At 58.9% G+C, this 19,615-nt stretch carries 18 protein-coding genes and 3 pseudogenes; 13 read left to right on the top strand and 8 right to left on the bottom strand.

From position 1 onward, the window contains the following. Window positions 1-703 precede the first annotated feature (703 nt). Window positions 704-1,369: a transcriptional regulator gene (locus FHT79_RS04995; protein ID WP_028758808.1), complete on the top strand. Its 666-nt coding sequence runs from the start codon at window positions 704-706 to the stop codon at window positions 1,367-1,369. A gap of 115 nt (window positions 1,370-1,484) precedes the next feature. Then, on the top strand, window positions 1,485-2,018 hold the full coding sequence (locus tag FHT79_RS04990) for a hypothetical protein (protein WP_028756359.1): 534 nt from the start codon (window positions 1,485-1,487) through the stop codon (window positions 2,016-2,018). 258 nt (window positions 2,019-2,276) lie between these two features. On the opposite strand, the gene FHT79_RS04985 is transcribed toward FHT79_RS04990, so the two are convergent. After that, window positions 2,277-3,164: a GntR family transcriptional regulator gene (locus FHT79_RS04985; RefSeq protein WP_183844748.1), complete on the bottom strand. Its 888-nt coding sequence runs from the start codon at window positions 3,162-3,164 to the stop codon at window positions 2,277-2,279. 99 nt (window positions 3,165-3,263) lie between these two features. On the opposite strand from FHT79_RS04985, the gene FHT79_RS04980 reads away from it, so the two are divergent. The 3 genes from FHT79_RS04980 to FHT79_RS04970 all read left to right on the top strand — a co-directional run bounded on the left by FHT79_RS04980 (window position 3,264) and on the right by FHT79_RS04970 (window position 6,077). Further along, window positions 3,264-4,319 carry an ABC transporter permease gene (locus FHT79_RS04980; RefSeq protein ID WP_028758527.1) on the top strand — a complete coding sequence of 352 codons (1,056 nt, stop codon included), beginning with the start codon at window positions 3,264-3,266 and terminating at the stop codon, window positions 4,317-4,319. Then, window positions 4,316-5,080, top strand: a complete 765-nt coding sequence (locus tag FHT79_RS04975) for an ATP-binding cassette domain-containing protein (RefSeq protein ID WP_028756648.1) — start codon at window positions 4,316-4,318, stop codon at window positions 5,078-5,080. The genes FHT79_RS04980 and FHT79_RS04975 overlap by 4 nt, the downstream gene beginning before the upstream one ends. A gap of 79 nt (window positions 5,081-5,159) precedes the next feature. Next, window positions 5,160-6,077 (top strand): sugar ABC transporter substrate-binding protein, encoded by a 918-nt coding sequence (locus tag FHT79_RS04970; RefSeq protein ID WP_028758526.1) that lies wholly within the window; start codon window positions 5,160-5,162, stop codon window positions 6,075-6,077. Window positions 6,078-6,393: 316 nt separating this feature from the next. On the opposite strand, the gene FHT79_RS04965 is transcribed toward FHT79_RS04970, so the two are convergent. Continuing rightward, the gene (locus FHT79_RS04965) at window positions 6,394-7,503 is read right to left on the bottom strand and encodes a LacI family DNA-binding transcriptional regulator (protein ID WP_028756395.1); all 1,110 of its coding nucleotides are present in this window, start codon (window positions 7,501-7,503) and stop codon (window positions 6,394-6,396) included. Between the two features lie 333 nt (window positions 7,504-7,836). Here FHT79_RS04965 and FHT79_RS04960 point away from each other — a divergent pair, with 333 nt between their 5' ends. The 3 genes from FHT79_RS04960 to FHT79_RS04950 all read left to right on the top strand — a co-directional run bounded on the left by FHT79_RS04960 (window position 7,837) and on the right by FHT79_RS04950 (window position 11,487). Further along, window positions 7,837-8,799, top strand: a complete 963-nt coding sequence (locus tag FHT79_RS04960; RefSeq protein ID WP_028756645.1) for a sugar-binding protein — start codon at window positions 7,837-7,839, stop codon at window positions 8,797-8,799. Between the two features lie 78 nt (window positions 8,800-8,877). Next, the gene (locus tag FHT79_RS04955; protein WP_183903015.1) at window positions 8,878-10,419 is read left to right on the top strand and encodes a sugar ABC transporter ATP-binding protein; all 1,542 of its coding nucleotides are present in this window, start codon (window positions 8,878-8,880) and stop codon (window positions 10,417-10,419) included. A 42-nt stretch (window positions 10,420-10,461) separates the two neighbouring features. Beyond that, the gene (locus FHT79_RS04950; RefSeq protein ID WP_028758525.1) at window positions 10,462-11,487 is read left to right on the top strand and encodes an ABC transporter permease; all 1,026 of its coding nucleotides are present in this window, start codon (window positions 10,462-10,464) and stop codon (window positions 11,485-11,487) included. A 396-nt stretch (window positions 11,488-11,883) separates the two neighbouring features. Here the strand turns inward: FHT79_RS04950 and FHT79_RS04945 are convergent, their stop codons facing one another. Then, window positions 11,884-13,074 carry a DUF1173 domain-containing protein gene (locus FHT79_RS04945; RefSeq protein ID WP_028758524.1) on the bottom strand — a complete coding sequence of 397 codons (1,191 nt, stop codon included), beginning with the start codon at window positions 13,072-13,074 and terminating at the stop codon, window positions 11,884-11,886. Between the two features lie 124 nt (window positions 13,075-13,198). Beyond that, on the bottom strand, window positions 13,199-13,474 hold the full coding sequence (locus FHT79_RS04940) for a WGR domain-containing protein (protein ID WP_028756400.1): 276 nt from the start codon (window positions 13,472-13,474) through the stop codon (window positions 13,199-13,201). Window positions 13,475-14,090: 616 nt separating this feature from the next. Between FHT79_RS04940 and FHT79_RS04935 the strand changes: the two genes are divergently transcribed. The 5 genes and pseudogenes from FHT79_RS04935 (at window position 14,091) to FHT79_RS04915 (ending at window position 16,569) form a co-directional block, all read left to right on the top strand. Further along, window positions 14,091-14,414, top strand: a complete 324-nt coding sequence (locus FHT79_RS04935) for a DUF736 family protein (protein WP_028758523.1) — start codon at window positions 14,091-14,093, stop codon at window positions 14,412-14,414. Window positions 14,415-14,753: 339 nt separating this feature from the next. After that, window positions 14,754-14,921 carry a hypothetical protein gene (locus FHT79_RS04930; RefSeq protein WP_174824426.1) on the top strand — a complete coding sequence of 56 codons (168 nt, stop codon included), beginning with the start codon at window positions 14,754-14,756 and terminating at the stop codon, window positions 14,919-14,921. A gap of 317 nt (window positions 14,922-15,238) precedes the next feature. Continuing rightward, window positions 15,239-15,698, top strand: a pseudogene (locus FHT79_RS04925) (hypothetical protein). Between the two features lie 191 nt (window positions 15,699-15,889). Further along, entirely contained in the window at window positions 15,890-16,156 is a 267-nt protein-coding gene (locus FHT79_RS04920) for a type II toxin-antitoxin system prevent-host-death family antitoxin (RefSeq protein WP_097596302.1), read from the top strand. Continuing rightward, window positions 16,156-16,569: a hypothetical protein gene (locus FHT79_RS04915; protein ID WP_097596301.1), complete on the top strand. Its 414-nt coding sequence runs from the start codon at window positions 16,156-16,158 to the stop codon at window positions 16,567-16,569. The genes FHT79_RS04920 and FHT79_RS04915 overlap by 1 nt, the downstream gene beginning before the upstream one ends. A 20-nt stretch (window positions 16,570-16,589) precedes the next feature. Here FHT79_RS04915 and FHT79_RS04910 read toward each other — a convergent pair. The 4 genes and pseudogenes from FHT79_RS04910 to FHT79_RS04895 all read right to left on the bottom strand — a co-directional run bounded on the left by FHT79_RS04910 (window position 16,590) and on the right by FHT79_RS04895 (window position 19,407). Next, window positions 16,590-16,893, bottom strand: a pseudogene (locus tag FHT79_RS04910) (alkylphosphonate utilization protein). 92 nt (window positions 16,894-16,985) lie between these two features. After that, window positions 16,986-18,899, bottom strand: coding sequence for a Ti-type conjugative transfer system protein TraG (gene traG / locus FHT79_RS04905; protein ID WP_097596300.1), 1,914 nt, complete (start codon window positions 18,897-18,899; stop codon window positions 16,986-16,988). Continuing rightward, window positions 18,890-19,129: a conjugal transfer protein TraD gene (locus FHT79_RS04900; RefSeq protein ID WP_097596299.1), complete on the bottom strand. Its 240-nt coding sequence runs from the start codon at window positions 19,127-19,129 to the stop codon at window positions 18,890-18,892. The genes traG and FHT79_RS04900 overlap by 10 nt, the downstream gene beginning before the upstream one ends. Then, window positions 19,119-19,407, bottom strand: a pseudogene (locus FHT79_RS04895) (TraC family protein). Before FHT79_RS04895 ends, FHT79_RS04900 begins: the two are co-directional and overlap by 11 nt. Window positions 19,408-19,615 lie beyond the last annotated feature (208 nt).

Here is a 19,615-nt window from a genome sequence, read left to right as displayed (position 1 = left end):
GGCGCGGACTTCAGGTGAAAATTTGTTTGTTGTCTTGCTCATATCGGCTCCACTTTCTCAGAAGTTGGAGCCTCCGGCAAACCCGGTGCGGTTCAGATCATCGGCGATCGCCCTTCCGACATGGCACGGATTGGTGTCCATATCTATCTTGACAGGCAGGTTTAGCGTGTTCGGGGGAACGGCGATGCCTGGGTGAACTGCGGACCCGGCGTCGCACATAGCATCCAGTATTAGAGAGTTCAAGTGGAACGGAGGACCCTTGACGGTTCTGCTACGGAGCGCGGAATGATGCGCGTCCATCCTGTCGATTGTAGACGGGCTCTAGTTGTCACCCGGATCATTATGCTGTCCCTCGCGACGATAAGCGGCTCATAATGATCTGATATACCAACCTAATGCGTCCTGATCTAAGGGCTTGCTTATTGAACCCCCGAACAAGGCCGCGCATACTGGAGATCCCCGCTGATTGCCTCGCAAGAGCGACCCAGCACAATCATACGCTTTCGGTCGTGTTTTGAAGCACGGACAGGACATCTCCCTCAACGTCGTGATGACTTCGAGCGGAGGACGATCCGTCAGAGCCGTGTGCATGGCGGGGCGCGTCATGGGTCTGGACCGGCAGCGCGACAGCCGTTATCTACGGAGTCCGTCGCGGTGCTGAAGACATCGCTGGAACATCACCGCAGACACCCAAGGCCTCTTAGTGAAAAAACTCCAACGCAGTTTTGTTGTCGAACACAAATCGGGTCGGCGAAGAACCGAGAGCAAATCGAATTCGATCTGGGGAGACATGGATCTCAAGTCCATCGCTCAAGATGTGCAGGAAGAGGCAATGCTCTTTCCGCCGGTAGGCTTCCAGGTTGGCAAACCAGGCGGTGAGCTATCTCTGCCCGAACGGGGACAGCCGGGAGTGTTGACACTGCCGGCCCGACAGCGGACAACTGAAGCGGCTTTACAGGAGACCATAATGGCCGACGAACGAGATACGACAATTGTTGCTGACGCCCCAGCGGTAACGGCTCCCGCGACGATTAAGAAGCAGCGCAAACCTCGCGGAAAAAAGGTGGCCGTTGAAACCCGGTCAGCCGAAGTTGCGGCAGAGCCCGCGGATGCTGCCAAGACGGCAGCCGGAAAACCGAAGAGAGGACGCAGGGTCAAGGCCGACGACGTCGTGAACAGCGCCAAGCGTGGGCGAATCAAACGGACTCCGAAGGCGGTGCAAATCGAGAGCGCACCTATAACGGGGGTGATCGATGAGATGGCGGACCTACTGCAGCTGGAAGAGGAAAATCGAGGACTGCGTAAGCTGTTGGCTGAGAAGCTTCGCGCCGAAAATGCCGAATTGCGAAAGCGGCTCAACCTCGTTTGACCAACGGTTGCCGGCACATTTCCGTGTTTATGGAGATGTGCGTCTGGCGACAGTTCCCGTTGCCGCCAAGACTTGAATTCGCAACTGCATGTGGGGTAACGCGAGGTCGAATAGAATGGCGTCTCCATGGAAACTTCTTGCTCGGTTGGTGTCACCGCGACGGCTTCCGAAGGAAGAAAACAACTCGACCGGTGATGTGACGCCGGAAATGTCGACCGTCGACAGGCCGACTGCACCGGCGGACGACGAAGGATTGCGTTTCACAGACCGCCCAGCAGGCGAGGAGCTGCGGCCTCACGATCAATCTGGTGCGAGGTCTGGTGAGCTGCAGGAACAGGGCGCGCCGGTTATTGAAGGCGCCAAGCCGCTGGAAGCTGCTAATTCGGTTGTATCTGATGACACCGACGTGCTCGCATACGACGCTTCGAGACCCTCGCAGACCCGCCGAGGCGCAACCCGAAAACGGGGCAGCCGCAGCAGGAAAGCCGAGACTGGGGTCGTTCGGCATGAGTCTCCAGGCGTTCCCGCACTGTCTGATGAAGCGATGAGCCTCGATAAAGAGATCAGCTTGCTCCGGGAGCAACTGGCGAACAAGCTTCAACTGCAAAACGCACAACTGAAGCGGATGCTGGCGCGATTTGAACGTTGAAGCTGTCGGTGGCTCGAGCTCCAAGCAGAGGGGCTCGCCATTGCAGGAAGCATTTTCCGCCGCGCGGTTGTGGGGGATGGCTTGGACGACCTAATTGTTGTCGGAGATACATCCGCACGCCAACGGGACGCCCCTTGCTGCGCAGCGGCAGATCGTCTTTTTATGCTTTTTCCGTGATCGGCACATCGGCGGACGAGACACTTCAAACCAATCAAGCCTTTTCCGCATTGGACCATGAGTGCCGCGTGCATCTCAAGGTTACTGCATGATCGAACGAAGCAAAGTCTCGCGGGCGGACGTCAGATGCAGTCGACAGGCGCGATCGATCGAGGCGACGTTGCGGCTTTCAAGGGCTTCGATCAACGCGAGATGTTCCTTGATGGCAACCTCATTCCGCGCGCGTTCATCGCGCTTGTTCCACTGATAATGATAGTGGAAGACCATGGCGATCACGTCTTGGAAGCTTTCGATAAAGCGGTTTGGCGCGACTGCCGTAATCAGCCGGTGAAATCGGCTGTCCAACTCCGAGAAATCCTGAAATCGAGCGTCGATATCTGCGAGCAGCTCCAAATGTGCCGCCCGCATGGCCTGGATCTGTTTCCAGACGGGCGACCCGTCGGGCAGGGCGGCGAACAGCCGGGCGGAGCGCATTTCGAACATCTCTCTGATCTCGAACAGTTCGAGCGCGAAACTGGCCGTGAACCCTTTAAAAACCCAGCCGGCATTCTGACGCTTCTCGATCAGCCCATATTTCTGAAATCGGTTGAGAAATTCACGGATAATCGTTGTCGCGACGCCGAATTTCCGGGCCAATTCCGTCTCATTGATTTCTGTGCCCGGACAGGCATCACCGCGCAGCATCCATTCCATGAAGCTCGTCTCGACCTGTTCCGAAATTGCCAAGGTCTCTTCCTTCGGATAGCGCTCTTTCTGCCGCGGCTGCTTGCGTATAATCCGTCGGTGGGCTTCAGACATAATGATCCCACGTGCGGCCATCCCTGCCAGCACCTTTCGCACCGTTGTTCTGCTCACGCCAAGCTGGGCGCGCAGCGCATTTTCGGACGGTAATTCCTCCCCAAGATCGAGCGTTCGAATGATCTCGATCATATCATTGAATGCCCGCTTGAAGGTCGTATCGGTTCTCACGACGCAACTCCAGGTATGGTTGGATATCCATAAAAAACAAGTTGACGTACGTGTATCATATGTTTCTTATGTATAAAAAACAGGGGAGGCTAGGGGAATTTGGAAGACTCCGGGATTCTGCCTCAGAATTCGTCGCGGCCTGGTGGTTCGCAAGCAACCTTCCGCCCGAGACAATCTGGCATCGCATTGGGACTGAAGCTGTTGAGCCTTGGCCCGCTGTTGATCCTGATATTGCTCATCGCCGTCGTCAGTTTGATCACGCCGGCTTTTCTAAAGCCCGTTAACCTGGGGAACATCTTGGCGCAGACGGCAGTGATTGCCGTTGTGGCGATGGGGCAGCAACTCGTTATCCTGACGCGAGGGATCGATCTGTCTGTCGGCTCGAATCTTGCGCTGGCGACAGTCATCGGCGGACTCGTCTACCAGCAGGTTGATTCCTCAACCGTCGTCATTATGGCCATGCTGGTTGCGGGTACGGCTGTCGGTGCGGTCAACGGCGTGGTCTTTGTCTACGGGCGGCTGCCACATCCTTTTATCATTACCCTTGCAAGCTTGAGTATCTGCCGCGGCCTGGCACTTGCATTGGCGCCAGGCCACACCACCATGCGCGGAATGCCCGACGCTGTGACGGCGATCGGCGGCGGTACGACGCTTGGCGTGCCCAATTCATTCTTTGTCGTCGGCATGTTCGGGCTTCTTTTTCTGATCCTGACGAAGTCGATGGTCTGTGGCCGATGGATCTATGCGGTCGGCGGCTCGCCGAGTGCTGCCAGAAGCATGGGCATACCGGTAAGGGGCATTTTGCTTTCGACCTATATTATTTCCGGCTTTTGTGCAGGCCTCGGCGCGGTGCTGCTCGCGGGCCGGACCGCCGCCGCCTCGCCAATCTACGGCAATCTTTTGGAGCTCGACACGATTGCTGCGGTGATTATCGGTGGCGCTAGCTTCCTGGGCGGACGAGGTCATCTCGGCCACGCCCTGATCGGCGCCGTGCTGATCGGCGTCATCCGCAACGCCCTTAACCTTCTCGGCGTCGACGTGTTCTTTCAAATGATCGCGATTGGGCTCGTTATCGTCATCGCCGTGGAGGCTGACGTGCTCCGTAACCATCTTGAAGCACGCGCCCGCGTGCTTCAATCGGCGAGCGCACGATGAGCCCGACATCCATCACACCGGCACTTTCGGTTCGAAACGCCCAGAAGCGCTTCGGCGCAATACACGCCCTGAAAAATGTAAGCTTTGATGCCTATTCAGGTGAGGTAACCGCTCTCTTGGGTGACAACGGCGCCGGCAAGTCGACGCTCGTCAAATGCATTAGCGGGCTTCATAGCCTCGACGAAGGAGAAATCCTCGTGGATGGTGCTCCCGTATCGCTCCATTCGACGGCAGCCGCCCGCCGCGCCGGCATCGAAACCGTCTATCAGGATCTGGCGCTTTTCGACAACCTGACCCCCGTACAGAATTTCTATTGCGGACGGGAAGTCGCTTTTCCCTCTTGGTTGCCGCGTCCGCTCCGCTTCCTCAACACGGCCGCGATGAGGCAGGAAGCGGCGAGTGTTATCGATCGTCTGAAGGTTAAGCTGCCGAGATTCGATGCGCCGGTCGCGCTGATGTCCGGCGGACAACGACAGGCGATCGCGGTCGCGCGCGCCATAGTTTTTGCGCGCAAGCTGGTGATTCTTGACGAACCGACGGCCGCCCTCGGTCTTCGCGAGTCTCGCCAGGTTCTTGACCTTATCAAACAGCTCAAAGCCGACGGCAACGCCGTGATCATCATCACGCACAACATGGAGCATGTGGTCGAAATCGCCGATCGGGCGGTTGTGCTTCGGCAGGGTCGGAAGGTGGGCGAATTGAAGCCAACGGAAGCAAACAAGCAGGACGTTGTCGCGATGATTGTCGGCGCCGAGGCTTAAGGGAGATCGCTGCTTCGTGGGGGCAGCGGACAACGAGATCGCTCTAGAGGAGGGCGGTCGAAAACGTGGGAGGTGTATCATGAAACCGCAATCCCTGCTGGGAGCCCTTGCGCTCCTGGCCGTCGCCGCAGTCCCGTCCTTGGCGCAGGAGCCGGTGAAACTCGGCTTTATAACGAAATTCCCCGTACCGTTCTTTGCAACAATGGAGAACGCAGCCAAAGAATATGCAAAGAGAAATCCCGGGGTAGAGATCATCTACGGCCAGGGTGCGTCCGCAACCGACATCGAGGGCCAGATTGCACAAATCGAATCAATGGTGACTCGAGGGGTGCAGGGCATCGCCCTCACGCCTGTCGATCCCACCGTGTCGACAGCCCTGGACAAGGCAGTGGCGGCCGGTATCAAGGTCGTGCTGATGGATAACAATATTCCGGATTGGAAAGGCAGGACGGCGCTTGCCACGACGGATAATTTCGCTGCAGGCAAAATCGCCGGCGAATATCTCAAAACTGTTCTTAAGGCCGGCGACACCATGGGGATTCTTGAGGGCGTGCCCGGCGTGCCGGCGCTTGATGACCGTGTGAAGGGTATGCTTGAGGGGCTCAACGGTCTTGACGTCAAGATCGTCGGGAAAGGCGCCACAAACTGCAGCGAGGAACTCGGGATCAGTGTCGCCGAGGATCTGCTGACGAAGAACCCAGACCTGAAGGCCATTTATGCCGCTTGCGGCCCGCCCGCTGCCGGAGCGGCGCGCGCCATCAAGAACGCCGGCACTGCCAACGACAAGATTGTGCTGGTCGGTTTCGACTTCTGTTGCGGTGAAGAGGAGGCGCTAAAGAGTGGAGTGGAGGATGCGTCGGTGGCGCAGTTCCCCACCAAGATGGCTGAACTCGGTGTGGATGCACTGGTAAAGGCGATTCGCGGAGAGAAGGTCGAGTCTTTGATCGACTCCGGCGCGGCGCTGGTGACGCCTGAGAATATGGCAAAATTCCAGTGAACCGTTGCTCCTGCGGGTATTGGATCAAGCAAACCGTCCGTCCTTCTCGGGCGGGCCGGACGTTTGACCACTCTTTGCGCCCTCTCCTCAGTTCGCTTGAATTTCCCTGGCAGGCTGGATGCCGATGCCCCGTACCGCAATCGACCTTCGTCGGTCGTCGACTTTTCGTCGCCGCAGCACCTATTGTCTCTTTCGGCTTTTTCAACCGGTGTCGTGACCGGTTCGGTCACGGCCATGTGGTCGCTGCGAACCAGGGAGAGCGGTCAATTTTCCGGCCCAGAGCCGGCCGTGTTTGGCGTTGACGCAGACCCGAGAGCTATGGCTGAGCATGCGCCCCATCGTGGATCAGCCGCGCTGCGGTCCGCGGCGCGGCGACGGAATGACGCTTCACGAGAGAGCATTCGAGCTTTGCGATCGGATAGCGCTTGCCGGGCACGCTTTCCGGGTTGAGATGTTCGATCGCCCATTGCCCCATCGCGAGATGTGGAAGAACCGAAGTCGTCAGCGGAGGTACGAGATGTCGCGAAATCTCTTCGTCATCATAACCCACCACCGACATGTCCTGGGGAATGCGGAGCCCTGCGTCTTTCAGCGCTTCGTAGCACCCGATGGCCGTGCGGTCGTTCTGGCAGAAGATCGCGGTCGGCGGCTCTGCCAGGGCAAGCAGTTTCATCGTGGCGGCATAGCCGGCGCCAGCCGACCAGTCGCCTTCAACCACCAAGTCCGGATCGAAGGGTATATCGGCGGTGGCCAGCGCCCGGCGATATCCCGTCAGCCTATCCTGCGCAGCCTGCATCCAGATTTCGCCGGTGATCGTCGCGATGCGATGATGGCCGTGCATGATCAGATGCCGCGTCGAGCTTTGGCCTCCGGCGATCTCGCTCGGCACCACGGCAGGAAAGGCATGGTCCGCCGTGTAGCAGTTCAGCAATACTGTCGGGATTTTCAGCTTGTAGATATAAGAAGGGAGCTCGATCTGGCGGGTATAGATCGTCATATAAATAAGGGCCGATATGCCCCCGTTCGTCAACGCCTCGATTGCCTTCGGCTCCATGACAGGATCGCCGAGCGTCTGTGTTACCAGCAGGACATTGCCGGCGTTCCAGGAGGCTTGCCGTGCGCCTTCGATCGCGACGATCGCTTCCGGGCTGGTGGCAAGCTGATCCACCGCAAAACCGATCACATTGTCCGTTCCCGAATAGGAGGCCGTGGTCGTGTAAGTCGGTCCCACATAGCCGAGCGCACGCGCCGCCTCCCAAACCCGGTCGCGCGTCTGCTGCGAGATTCGGGTGCCGGGCGTATCATTGAGGACGAAGGAAACGGCTGCCTGCGAGCAGCCCGCCGCCGCGGCAATGTCTGTCATCGTCACGCGGGCAGGCTTTTCGGCGGGATGCCTGTTCCGCTTTTGGACCGTTGGTTTTCGCATTCTTGGAAATTGTCTCCGATCGGGATTGATGGGCACGGCAGCTAATAAACATTAGCAGTCATTCGAAAGCGCTGACAATGGAGTGAACTGCCGTAACGCTATATATTCTAGCATTTTCCAGTAAAAAAATTGCGCATGATATAAAGTATGATCAAATGTTTTGATGCAGGTTGATAATACTATTTACTAATTAAGATAATTGTATACCGTCGGGAAGCGATCGGAACATATGCCACTCGTCGCTCGCGCGACGGCCCCAGGGAGGGGGCGTGCATCCGGCCGGCCGCTCATCGCAAACGGGCCAATGCAACCGCGGCCCTCGGGAGGTATGTTATGAAGAAGCTGAAACGCAATGCAGCCTTGTTCTTCGCCGGGTTGATGCTGAGCACGGCGCCGATTGCCGTATCCCATGCTGCCGACAAGCCGACACTTGCATTCGTCGTCAACGGCGCGTCCGACTTCTGGAAAGCTGCAGAAGCGGGCGTGAAGAAGGCCCAGGGCGAAATGCCAGACTACCAGATGGAGCTGAAATACCCTGAGCAGGCATCGGTCGCCGTTCAGCAACGCCTGATGGAAGACTTGGTCAGTGCTGGCGTCAAGGGCATCATGGTCTCTGCGGTCGATCCAAAGACGCAGACGGACGGCCTGAATAAAATTGGCTCGCAGACCGCTCTCTTCACCACCGACAGTGACGCCCCGCAGACCAATCGCGTCGCCTATATCGGTTCATCCAACATCGACGCTGGCCTGCAGGCAGCCGAAATCGCCAAGAAGGCGATGCCGGACGGCGGAAAGTGCATCGGCTTCGTCGGCCTGCTCGGCGCCGACAACGCCAAGGAACGCATCCAGGGCATGAAGGATGGCCTGAAGGGCACGAAGATCGAGTTGACCGATGTACGCGGCGACGATATCGATCAAACGCGCGCAAAGAAGAACGTCGAGGACGCGCTGGTGGCCAGCCCTGACGTCACTTGCATGGTCGGCTTCTACTCCTACAACACGCCACGCATCTATGAGGCGCTGCGCGACGCCGGCAAACTCGGCCAGATTACCGTCGTCGGCTTTGATGACGATCCGATCACGCTCGGCGGCGTCAAGGAAGGCACCATCGCGGCGACCGTCGTGCAGCAGCCGTTCGAGTGGGCCTATCAGGGCATGAAGCTGATGGCAGCCTATCTCAAGGGCGACAAATCAGGCGTTCCCAGCAACGGCTTGATCATCATTCCGACCGTGATCATCGGTAAAGATGACGTTGACAAATATGCCGCCAACCTGAAGGCCATGGCTGGTAAATAACCCTCCTTCGCGGCGGGGCACTTGCCGCCGCCGCGAAAGACGTCTCATGCCGACAGCTTTAGCAGCCATGGACAGGCGATGAACCACAGTTCCGACATTCCGTCACCGGACGCGCTTGCAACGCCGTTCCTTTCGCTTTCCGGCGTTGGCAAGACTTATCCAGGTGTCGTTGCCCTTGAGGACCTGTCGATCGACATCATGCCTGGCGAGGTCATCGGCCTCGTTGGCGAGAACGGGGCTGGAAAATCGACGCTGATGAAGATTCTCGGCGGCGTGATTACCCCCGACCGAGGAACGATCATGCTCGACGGGGCAGAGCTTCGTTCCCTCACCGTGGAATCGAGCATCGCATCCGGCATTGCCTTCGTGCACCAGGAACTCAATCTCTTTGAGAATCTCGACGTTGCCGCCAATATCTTCCTGGGCCGCGAACCGCTGAAGGCCGGACCTTTCAAGCTCGTCGATCGAGATCGACTGCGAGACCTGGTCAAGCCGCTCCTGAAGCGCGTTGGGGCGCATTTTTCCGCCGACACACCAGTGGCATCGCTTTCCCTGGCCGAGCAGCAGATGGTGGAAATCGCCAAGGCGCTATCCATCAACGCCAGGCTCGTCATTTTCGACGAACCCACGTCGAGCCTGCCGCTGGCCGAAACCGAACGGCTCCTGAGCATTATCAAATTGCTGAAAGCGGATGGCATCAGTGTCATTTTTATCTCGCATCGCCTCCACGAGGTTGAGCGCGTCGCAGACCGGGTCGTGGTCCTGCGCGACGGCACGCTGGTGGGCACACTCGCCAATCAAGACATCGGCCACGATCAGATGGTCAAGCTGATGATCGGTCGGGTGCTTGCGGCGCGAACCGCAAAACCGCAGCGCTCGCCCGGCTCGGTTGCGCTGAAGGCAATCGGCGTGCGCACCGAGGCCTATCCCGGCCGTCCCGTTGATCTGGAAATCCGGTATGGAGAAATCATGGGGCTTGCAGGGCTCGTGGGCTCGGGCCGCACCGAGCTTGCAAGGGTCCTCTTCGGCATTGATCGGTGCTACGGCGGAGCCATCCTGCAGGACGGGCGGCAAATTGCGGTCAAATCTGCCCGGGACGCCGTCGACCGCGGCATTTTCCTCGTGCCGGAGGACCGCAAGCGCAACGGCATTCTTCTTGATTTCCCGATCGCCCAGAACATAACCCTTGCCGATCTCCCCAAACTCTCCAGCCGCTTCATGCTCTCCGCTGAACGGGAGAAGGCGGCGGCCGAAAAGCAGCGCGTTCGTCTCGGTATCAAGGCGCCCTCGGTTTCGACGCGAACCGGCACTCTGTCCGGCGGCAATCAGCAGAAGGTGGTGCTTGCCAAATGGCTATCGATGAGCCCCAAGGTGATGATCTTCGACGAGCCGACACGCGGCATCGATATCGGCGCGAAGAACGAGATCTACGGCCTGATGCGAGCGCTTGCCGATGCGGGAGTGGCGATCCTGATGATATCCAGCGACATGGAAGAGGTGATCGGCGTTTCGGACCGCATCGCCGTCATGCATGAGGGCCAAATCGCCGGCATATTGGAAGAGGACGAAATCAGCCAGGAAAGCGTCCTTTTGCTTGCTGTTGGCAAACGGGTAAAATAGCGGCTGCGGCCTGTACAAATAAGTATCGGGGATGGATCTCGGATGATCAAAAAAGATCTCGGACTGCTGCTTTTGATCGTCGTCGTCGGCATCGTCGTCGCCATCATCAATCCGCGCTTCCTGCTGCCGATCAACCTGGCCAACACGGCCAACCTGATCGGCCTGTTCGGCATCCTGTCGATCGGCCAAGCCTTCGTCATCATTACAGGTGGTATCGAGCTTTCCGTGGGCTCGCTCGTCGCGTTTCTCGGTGTGCTGTTCGTCGATTTCATCGCGGTCCAGGATATGTCATGGATGCTGGCGCTGCCGCTCATTCTCGTGCTCGGTGCGGTCATAGGTGCCGTCCACGGCTGGCTGATCACCCGGCTCAACCTGCAGCCCTTCGTCGTCACCCTCTGCGGCCTCCTGATTTATCGTGGGGCGGCGCGCTTCTATACCGCCGACGGAACGGCGGGTTTTGCTTTTGGCCAAAATTTCCCCGAGCTCGAATTCCTGACCGCTGGGCGGTTTTATGGCGTTCCCAACACTTTCATCGCGCTCGTCATCATTGCCGTGGCCATGTGGGTTGTGCTCCATCGCTCCGTCTTTGGGCGCTATCTTTACGCGATCGGCAAGAACGAGGAGGCGGCCCGCTATTCCGGTATACGCACCGGCCGTATGGTCATGTCGGCCTATGTCATTTGCGGACTGCTGACGGCGCTTTCGGCGATTTACTTCGCCATGTACACGCGCTCGATCTCGCCGGCGAGCCACGGCCAGTTCTATGAACTCTACGCGATTGCCGCTGCCGTACTCGGCGGCTTTTCGCTCCGCGGTGGCGAGGGATCGATCGTCGGCGTCGTGCTGGGAACGGTCCTGCTCCAGGAGTTGCAGAATCTCGTGAATCTCCTTGGCATCCCTTCGTCGTTGAATTTCGCTGTCATGGGTGGCGTGATCCTCATCGGCGTCCTGATCGACCAACAATGGCACGCGATCCGCGCAAGGCGTCGCCTCGTCTCTGCCGCCCGGCAGGCTGAAACTCGTCTTTCAAACGAAAGCAGCCTGCCGGTGGTCGCCAACCAGGACTAGGTCCGGGGACGGGCCACGGTATAGGTGATCTCCTCTTTGCCTCAGTCGAAGAGGGCAAGTGCGGCAAGACAGGCTGCCGCGAAAGAAAACTTCCCTCATGCTTCGCTGCTGACGCAGAAAAATAGGGCCACTGGAAAACCAGGGCCCTTTAAGGTGTGAAGGTCAATGAACCTCCAGAGGGGAACAGCTGATGCGATGGCACTGGGAGGAAAACCATCAGCTGCATCAACTGAAGGCAATATGCACATATTTTGACCGGCTGGTAAAATATTTATTATGCAGTGCAGCTATGCGGAAAAGGGAGAGCCGCATCATCCAGACGGGACGGAGCCCATGTGGAACTGTTCCTCCTACTATTCGCCAGCATACGCGCGCCGACGCAGTACTTGCCGGCGATCACGGCAGTGGCGGCATTTCTCCCTCGGCGATGCGCCAGATCCATGGCGTCATCTCCGGTCTCGCGGCAATCATCTCATTCAGGGCGAGTTCGTAGTCTTTGCCGGCGCTTATCGGGACGATGAACATCGCGACGGGCGCGGGGCGTTGTTCCGGCAAGGTGATCGAGACCACCGGTTGTTCACGCGAGAGATTGAAGCGCAGGCCTTTCACGCTCTTTCGCTTCAGCCTTGAAAGACGTTCCAGGAGATGTTGCTCATGGATGCTCTCGAACGGGATCCAGTTCTCGTTGACCACCATCATGGCGATCTCCTCGATTGAAGCGATCCCCGCGGCGGATATCCCGAAGGTGGCGATCATGATCAGATGGAAGTCTTCGCTCGACCGCCAGAGCTCGAGTTCCGTCTCGTATCTGGCGCTCAATCGCCTCCATGTCCCGCCCTGGATCATGAAAGGAAAAGGGAGGTGGCGAACGAAGATTTTCTGGCCGCTGCGGGCAACCGCGAAATCCTTAACCTCAGCCACGGTTACCATAAGCTTCCGGGGGCCATGACCGGCGTCAAGAGCATTTGCTAGCGCGTTTGCCCGGCGAGAAGCTATTCCCTCGCGGTCCTCCTGATGAAACACTTCCGGTACGAACAGAATGTCACTCAACGGTTCGCCGCGAGCGGTCATCTGTGAGGCGGCATTTATGAGGCTTGTCCGAACCCGGCCCCAGCCGCGTTTTCCGGACCACGACGAGCGCCATTCCGTCAACTCTCCCGCCTCCCAGAGATAGTGCAGGACGGCGCGCAACGAGAGCTTCTTTGTCTCATTGCGCAGAGCCGACTCGGATGCCTCGGAAGAAGACGCGGGTGCGCCGCGAGTGCCTTTCTTGGTCAGGGCAAATTCGAGCTTTAGGGCTGCCTTCCCACTCGCGTCGATGTGGATCGCGTTGCCGATCAAGGATCCTAAGCCTGATAATTCGTAAGGCGGTTGGTAGGACGAACATGCGGGGTCATGGCCAGGCCCCGAAAGCGGCATGCGCTTGATGAAATAGAGGTCGTCGACGCGTGCGATGTACATGGGAAGCGGCGGGTTCTTGCACCGGCACAGTGGCCGCAGCTTCTGCGCGTAAGCACGTTCGAGCCGGGCCTGAAGCTCGGGAGCGTCTTCGTCGAATGTCTGGTCGCCGATTAAAAATTGTCTCACAGCGCTCCCATGATCATCTCGCCGGACCGGCTTACCAAACCACGGGCAAAAGTACCACGGACTTCGACCATTATACTAGCGCAAATTAGGAAGTATGTTGTTGCTGGACCAGCGCGGTGAGCGATCAGTTCGACGGCATCGCAGCTTCGCTCGGTCTATAGCCCTTTCGATGTTTCCGGCGTGCGAGGTCGAGAAAATGCGCGACAGCTTCCTGTTCGGTCCCGAACATGTCGGTCCTTTCACCGCCACGCCTGCCGATCCGTCCCCAGTTACGCACGACCGCGGTTTCGCCGAACAAGGTCGGCTGGATCGCAAGCATGTAATAGCGCGCCATATTTCGGCTTGCATCAATGCGCTGGAAATGCAGTTGGAACGACATTCGGTTCATGTCGGGAATCATTCCTGCTGGGGCCGGCCATGTCCAACGAGAGTTTTGAATCCGTTGCATCCGATGGATTCCGTTTTGTGATGTGTTGGCGGGTCAAAGGGCAGCGAAGAGCGCCTGACGAAGCCGGTGCCGGTCTACCGGTGTGGCCCGGGCGCCAGCGTCGGGTTAATGGCGCAACACCATCCATGAGCCGGCGCTGCCGGGCGTGTCGCCAAGGATCACGTATTCGATCCTCGCAGCGAACATCTACACTTGGCATTACCGTACGACCTGTAGCGCCGATGCGATTACCGCGCCGCCCGCCGGGCGCCGACGTATGATGGGCCAACTGGTACGAGTTTCTGGCTTGCCGCGGTTAGCACGGTGAGGGCTTTGTGCGGAATGGCGGCGGGTTATTCCAAGCTCCTGCCTTCTCGCAAGCACTGGACCGAGCGCCATAACGGTTTGTCTCGCCCTTCGGTCGCACGAGGCCATTCCCGTTCTGCATGTCACCTTTCTAAGGGATCGGCCGCCATCAGCGTCAACCCGCAAGGGGTTCCCCTGCGCTGCGCTTCGGTGACGCCTGCGGCTCGGCCCCTTCTTCGGGCGCCATCGGGAATGGTCCCGAGCAACCGAAGGAGACAATACCATGGCCACCACGATCGCAATCCTCACCGCAAAGAGCGACGGTACCCTCGAAGGTATCTTCGCCACCATCCGGGTCAACGCCCCGATCGCCATCGTTCCGAATGCCAACAAGGCGAGCGAGGAAGCTCCCGACTACCGCATCATCCACCGCAAAACCGGCTTCGAGATCGGCGCGGGCTGGAACCGCATCGCCCGCCTGACCGGCGAGGAATATCTCGCGGTGAAGCTGGAGGCTCCGGAGATCGGCGTGATCTTCGGCAACGTCGCTCCAGCCCCCGGTGGCGAGCCCAACCGCAAGGTCATCCTCTGGAACAATCCGAGCTGAACGACAGACCGTCGGCCTCGAGCGATCGAGGCCGACTTCCGGAATGTCTCTGCCGCGAGTCTTGTTGTTATTCGAGCCGTCAAGGGCATCGAACTCGTCGACGGCTCTTCTGGTGCCATACGAGAGGGAAGGTCTGCTCAGTCGATCCGAGGGTGTCATGGCGGCATGAAGGCCTCAAGGATGAGCGGTGCCCCCAATTTTGCCTCCGCTCCGGTCCCCTCCACGTCGACAAAATCGGCTCCCCCACTCGCCGGCTCCGCCGGTTGCTTCGCAATCCTTGACCCCTCCATGCCGCCATGGCCGGGGCGCTCGTCTTTCACAAACGTCAAGGAGACGACAATGACCATTTGCATCGACGAAGTCATCGCACTGCTGCAGGCCGAGCTGCGGAACGCCGATCCAGCCGAGCGTCGCCAGATCGAGAACGAACTCGAACTGGCGCTGGCCGAACGTGAGGTGATCTGGGCCGAGCAGGACGGCCGTATCGACGCCGAGCCTCCGTTCTGACGGAGGCTTATCGCCGTGTCCGTGACCCTGGGCGGCCGGATCGACCAGGCGCCAGGCCATCAGGGGTTTCGCCCCTCGACACTCCCCGCCGGCTGACGCCGGAAACGGTCGCGACCCCTTTGGGGCCGCTGGTCTGTTCTCTCTCTGACGTCCTAATTTACTCCAGCAAATCCGGCGTCAAGGACGGCGCGGTCTCTCCCAATTTTGCCACAAGCGATAAAATCGGTTCCCCCGCTTGCGAGCCGCGTTCCGCGGTTCTTGACCCTCTTTGCAACAGAGTGGCCGATCTCCGTCATCAAGATGAAGGAGATCACATTATGACAAGCGACCAGAACCTCATGCTCTACACCAAGCTCGCTGGCTTTCGGCTGATGGTCCTTGCAGAGCGTCACGGATGCGACGATGCTTTCCGGCGGGTGCTTCATGACCTGCTGCTCGAGGGGCTCGACGCGGCAATCGCCCGGGTCCCGGTGATGAAGGCATTGGAACGAAGTGTTCTGACCAGAGGGGATGAATTCGCCGAATATCAGATGCAGGGTGAGAGCGAGATTTTCGGGCGCCTCACCATCAATCTGCTGGATGATCTCGAAATCGACGTCGACACCCACGAATACCGCATCAATGGCGGCAGCTGGATCAACGCTTTGACGGCCGATGACGGTGGGGTCGAGGTCCGGTTTCCGACATGGTTAGGTTGACCAATCGGTTCACTGGCATCGATTATTGAGGATATCGCTGGAAACTGGCATCCCCGTTCATGCGGTGCGCGCCATTTGATCCCCGTGGTAAACGATGCCGAGAGACGGCCGCCTCTATTTGGCGATGGCCTCAGTCTTTTAGAGCTGAGCGGCAATGGCGGGACGCCGCAATTTCCCTTCCAGCCGACGCGCAACACCTCAAACAAACAAATTTGCAGCATTGTTGGAAATGCTGTATATTGCAACAAATACAGCAGTAAGGAAACCCATATGTCTAAGTCAAGCGGTTCCTATTCAACCAGCGACCTCTCCCGTAAGTCTGGTGACATTATCGCCGAGGCCCTGCGCCATCCAGTGACCATCACCCAGCGGAATAAACCCCGTCTGGTCATCCTCAATATCGAAGACTACCAACGGCTGATGAAGCAGTCCGACCGACGCGCCGCCGGGACCATCGAAACGATGCCTGATGAACTGTTTACCGAGTTCGAAAAGGCCGTCGATGGCTACGCCGGCGAGGACGAGGCAGGCCACTGATGAACTACGAGCTGATCCAGACCGCAAGCGTCATACGCTATCCCTATCTATGGGCGAGAGAAGCTGGGCGTGGAGAGACGGAAGGACGCAAGGAGCGGCCGGTCGCCGTCGGCGTAAGAATGCCGCGGCCGGACGGCGATCTGGTTCTCTTCTTTCCCATCACCACCAAGCAGCCGGAGGCGTCGCGGTTTGCTGTGGAAGTGCCGGCCATCGAAAAGCGCCGCGCCGGCCTCGATGCCGATCGCAGGCTTTGGATCATCTTCGATGAGTTCAATACCGACATCGTCGGAAATTCATTCTATCTTGAGCCTGAGCCGCCAACCGGCCGCTTCAGCAAAGCCTTCTTCCTGCCGCTGCTGCGCGAATTCATCCGTCGCCGTAGGTCGGCCACGGAGGTCAGCCGATTCCGCTGAGCAGCCCCTGAGAACTCGAATTAGCGTTTGCGCACGAACTCGGTGCGTAGAACGAGGCCCTTGATTCCATCATGGCGGCAATCGATCTCCTCGGGACTATCGTAAGGCGGATCGACCTGATGACAGTGCCCTGTTTCAGCGTTAGGCCGGCCCCCTTGACCTTCAAATCCTTGATGACGGTGACCGAGTCGCCATCGGCAAGAAAATTGCCGCTTGCGTCTCGAACGACCGCCGCACGCCACTGGCGGATGCTGCCATCTCCGAAGCCGGACGCCATTCGCCAGTCACTTCGTCATAGATGTATTCGTCATTTTCAGCGGCCATGTTCGTCTCCGTGCGGGAACGGCGCGCAAAGGCGCTTATCGCAGACATCCGCCCAAGGCAACTCCGGCAGCGCTCCGGACTGCCTGTGAAAGTCAACTCCGCACGAAGCGATTGGCCTTTGCTTGCGCATCCATCTCCTTCCGACGGAAATAGATCGCCCTGCCGCAGCGGATCGGGCTATGGCCTTGAACGATGATGATCTGCTCGTCCTTGCGCATCGATTGGGTGATCTCGTGTGGCATGATCAGTGGCCGGCGCTGGAAATTGACGCTCTCGGATTTGCGCGCCCCGCCGCTTTTCGTGTCCCAGCCGATGTTGCGCGACCGCCCTTGCACCTCGACGGTCATTTCCCCGCATTGAGCGGAGACATTGCGGGCGGTATCGAGAGCCTTGATAGCCGCATAGGAGGCGAAAGCGCAGCCGTCGATCCATGACGTCGCGCCATCCTTCCCGAAGTGCCGTTCCAGTTGTCCGACCGATTGGTAGAGCAGCATCATGCTGATGCCATACTTGCGACCGCGATCGCGCGCCTCTTCCAGCACCCGCATATAGCCGAGCAGATCGACCTCATCGAGCATGAAGAGCGCTCGGCGACTGAAGCCGCCATCGGCCTGGACCATGGCGTTGATCAGAGAGCCGATGATGACGCGCCCGATGCCCGGATACGAGCGCAGGATGGACGCCGGGATATTGAGGAACACGTCCTTCTTGCCCGATACGATATCGCTCGACCTGAAGGCATTGCCGCAGACGAGCGCGGCGTAACTGTCCAATGAGAGCCACTGCGTATCCTTCGACGCCGTCGAATAGACACCGGAGAAGGTCTGTTCGGTCATGTTGGTGAAGACACCAAGCGTTTCGCGAATAAAGACAGTTTCCGAGTGTTCCTGAACGTCGCGCAGCATGGCGAGGACGGAGGGTTCCGGCTCGGACACGATCTGGCGCAGGCTGCGCAGGTTCCGCCGGCCGGCATATTCCGGCGACAACATGACATGGGCAAGCAATCCGGTTAGGAGATTGTGCGCCTGGTTCTGGAAATAGGAGCCCGTCGAGGATTCAAAACGCAGGCTTTCTGAGAGCAGCATGTGGGCGATGCCAACGATATCCTCCTCTTTCTGCTTCGAGTGCTCGATGCCGTCGAGGGCGTTGAAGCCCATGATCGGATTTGTGGGATCGAGCACCATGACCTCGCGCCCGAGCATGCGCGTGCGATGGTCGACCACCATCGGCGCGACCTCGGTCGAGGGATCGAGGCAGATCAGCGGTCCGGTATACCGCAGTGCCGTCGGCAGGACATTGCTGGTCGTCTTGTATCCGCCTGATCCGGCGAAGAAGAGCATATGCGTGGAATCGAAGTCCTGGCTGTAGGCGAGCAGTGGCGCCTGGCCGCCCTGCCCCCACGTGCTGCGATCCTTCGGATCGAAAGGCACTTGGTGAACGGCTTCCTTGTCGACGCGGTAACACTCGCCGACGACGATCTCGCCATCGCACGGAAAGAGCCTTGCTGCCGCCGACATCGAAAGCCAATCGGCATCGCCGAAGGTTCCGCCCTTCGCCCGTTTGATTGCCTCGGGCACGACGACGGAGATCCGAGCAGCGACCGCCACGGCCATAAAGCCCGCCAGCGCGCCGATGACGGCAATGAAATCCAGGTAGGAAAGCGCATGGTCCCATGTGACGACGCCACTCTCCACCGACGGAGCGAGACGGCCATATTCGCGCAAGGCGTAAAATCCGGCGACAACGAGCAAGCACAGGAGGCTGACTATCGCGATCGGCCGCCGACGATGCAGCGGCAACGCCCAGACGGTCAGAAGACCAGCAAGCGGCCCGAACAGAAGCGTTGGCACAGGCGTTGCGCGGAAAAACCAGTATTCAGTTTTACCAGATAGGCTGTGCGCCAGCGCCGGCCATCGCCAGGCGGTGATGTAGACGGTGATCGCTGTCACGGCGATCGGCACGAAGACCAGCAGCAGGCTTGCATGCAGTCGACCCTTCAGCGCCATCCGGCGTTCTCCTCGACGCGCGGTGAAGAAGAATCGAGCGAAGGGGCCTTGAACGCCTCTTCACCGATATGGCGTAGCCACCGATGTTCGGACGATCCCGGAATCACTGTCGCCAGCTCGAGGAGTCCGCCGAGCAGAAACGCCCGGTCTGCCTTCGACAGGCCGGCTTTGACGACGATGCCGCCGAGCAGGAATTTCTCGCGCGCTTCTTCCTTCCTCTCAGCCGTCATGTGAAACCTCCGGCGCCGGTCCAAGGCCACCAGCTGTTGGTCGACGCGCTTGAGGAGGCGGGCCGCCGGCCCCCTTTCTTCTCCTCTTTGCGAAATCGAGCGGCGATCTCTTCGAAGATCCGCTCGACCTCCTCGTCTGCAATTTCCATTTCCGCCAGCCCGGATTTCGTCGCAGCGCGGGCAAACCGCTCTGCCGATTTAACTGTCAAAACCCGCCGACGTTCTCGCAGCTTCTCCATCTGTGCATCGAGATCAGAAATCGATGATTTTATGGCCATTGAGGAATCTTCCCTCCTGGAACCAGCCTCAGCGATTATACTAACTAGTATAAGATAGTTAAATAGGCTATTTTGCACCAACCCCAAAACGTCGCAGCTGGAATTTCGGCCGATGCCGTCTTCCGGGAAAGGCGGCATCGGCCCTTCGGTCCGATCGGTTTGAGGGCGCAATATACGTCGCTGTCGCGACGCGCCCGGGATCAGGAGA

This window comes from Rhizobium sp. BK212, from assembly GCF_014197475.1.
GTDB lineage: Bacteria > Pseudomonadota > Alphaproteobacteria > Rhizobiales > Rhizobiaceae > Rhizobium > Rhizobium anhuiense.
This window is presented reverse-complemented; position numbering and strand designations above follow the sequence as displayed.

Coding starts and splice junctions, on each gene's coding strand:
- FHT79_RS04990 (WP_028756359.1), top strand. CDS start 1,485: ATGGCGTCTCCATGGAAACTTCTTGCTCGGTTGGTGTCACCGCGACGG.
- FHT79_RS04975 (WP_028756648.1), top strand. CDS start 4,316: ATGAGCCCGACATCCATCACACCGGCACTTTCGGTTCGAAACGCCCAG.
- FHT79_RS04970 (WP_028758526.1), top strand. CDS start 5,160: ATGAAACCGCAATCCCTGCTGGGAGCCCTTGCGCTCCTGGCCGTCGCC.
- FHT79_RS04965 (WP_028756395.1), bottom strand. CDS start 7,503: ATGCGAAAACCAACGGTCCAAAAGCGGAACAGGCATCCCGCCGAAAAG.
- FHT79_RS04960 (WP_028756645.1), top strand. CDS start 7,837: ATGAAGAAGCTGAAACGCAATGCAGCCTTGTTCTTCGCCGGGTTGATG.
- FHT79_RS04955 (WP_183903015.1), top strand. CDS start 8,878: ATGAACCACAGTTCCGACATTCCGTCACCGGACGCGCTTGCAACGCCG.
- FHT79_RS04950 (WP_028758525.1), top strand. CDS start 10,462: ATGATCAAAAAAGATCTCGGACTGCTGCTTTTGATCGTCGTCGTCGGC.
- FHT79_RS04940 (WP_028756400.1), bottom strand. CDS start 13,474: ATGATTCCCGACATGAACCGAATGTCGTTCCAACTGCATTTCCAGCGC.
- FHT79_RS04935 (WP_028758523.1), top strand. CDS start 14,091: ATGGCCACCACGATCGCAATCCTCACCGCAAAGAGCGACGGTACCCTC.
- FHT79_RS04930 (WP_174824426.1), top strand. CDS start 14,754: ATGACCATTTGCATCGACGAAGTCATCGCACTGCTGCAGGCCGAGCTG.
- FHT79_RS04920 (WP_097596302.1), top strand. CDS start 15,890: ATGTCTAAGTCAAGCGGTTCCTATTCAACCAGCGACCTCTCCCGTAAG.
- FHT79_RS04915 (WP_097596301.1), top strand. CDS start 16,156: ATGAACTACGAGCTGATCCAGACCGCAAGCGTCATACGCTATCCCTAT.
- traG (WP_097596300.1), bottom strand. CDS start 18,899: ATGGCGCTGAAGGGTCGACTGCATGCAAGCCTGCTGCTGGTCTTCGTG.
- FHT79_RS04900 (WP_097596299.1), bottom strand. CDS start 19,129: ATGACGGCTGAGAGGAAGGAAGAAGCGCGCGAGAAATTCCTGCTCGGC.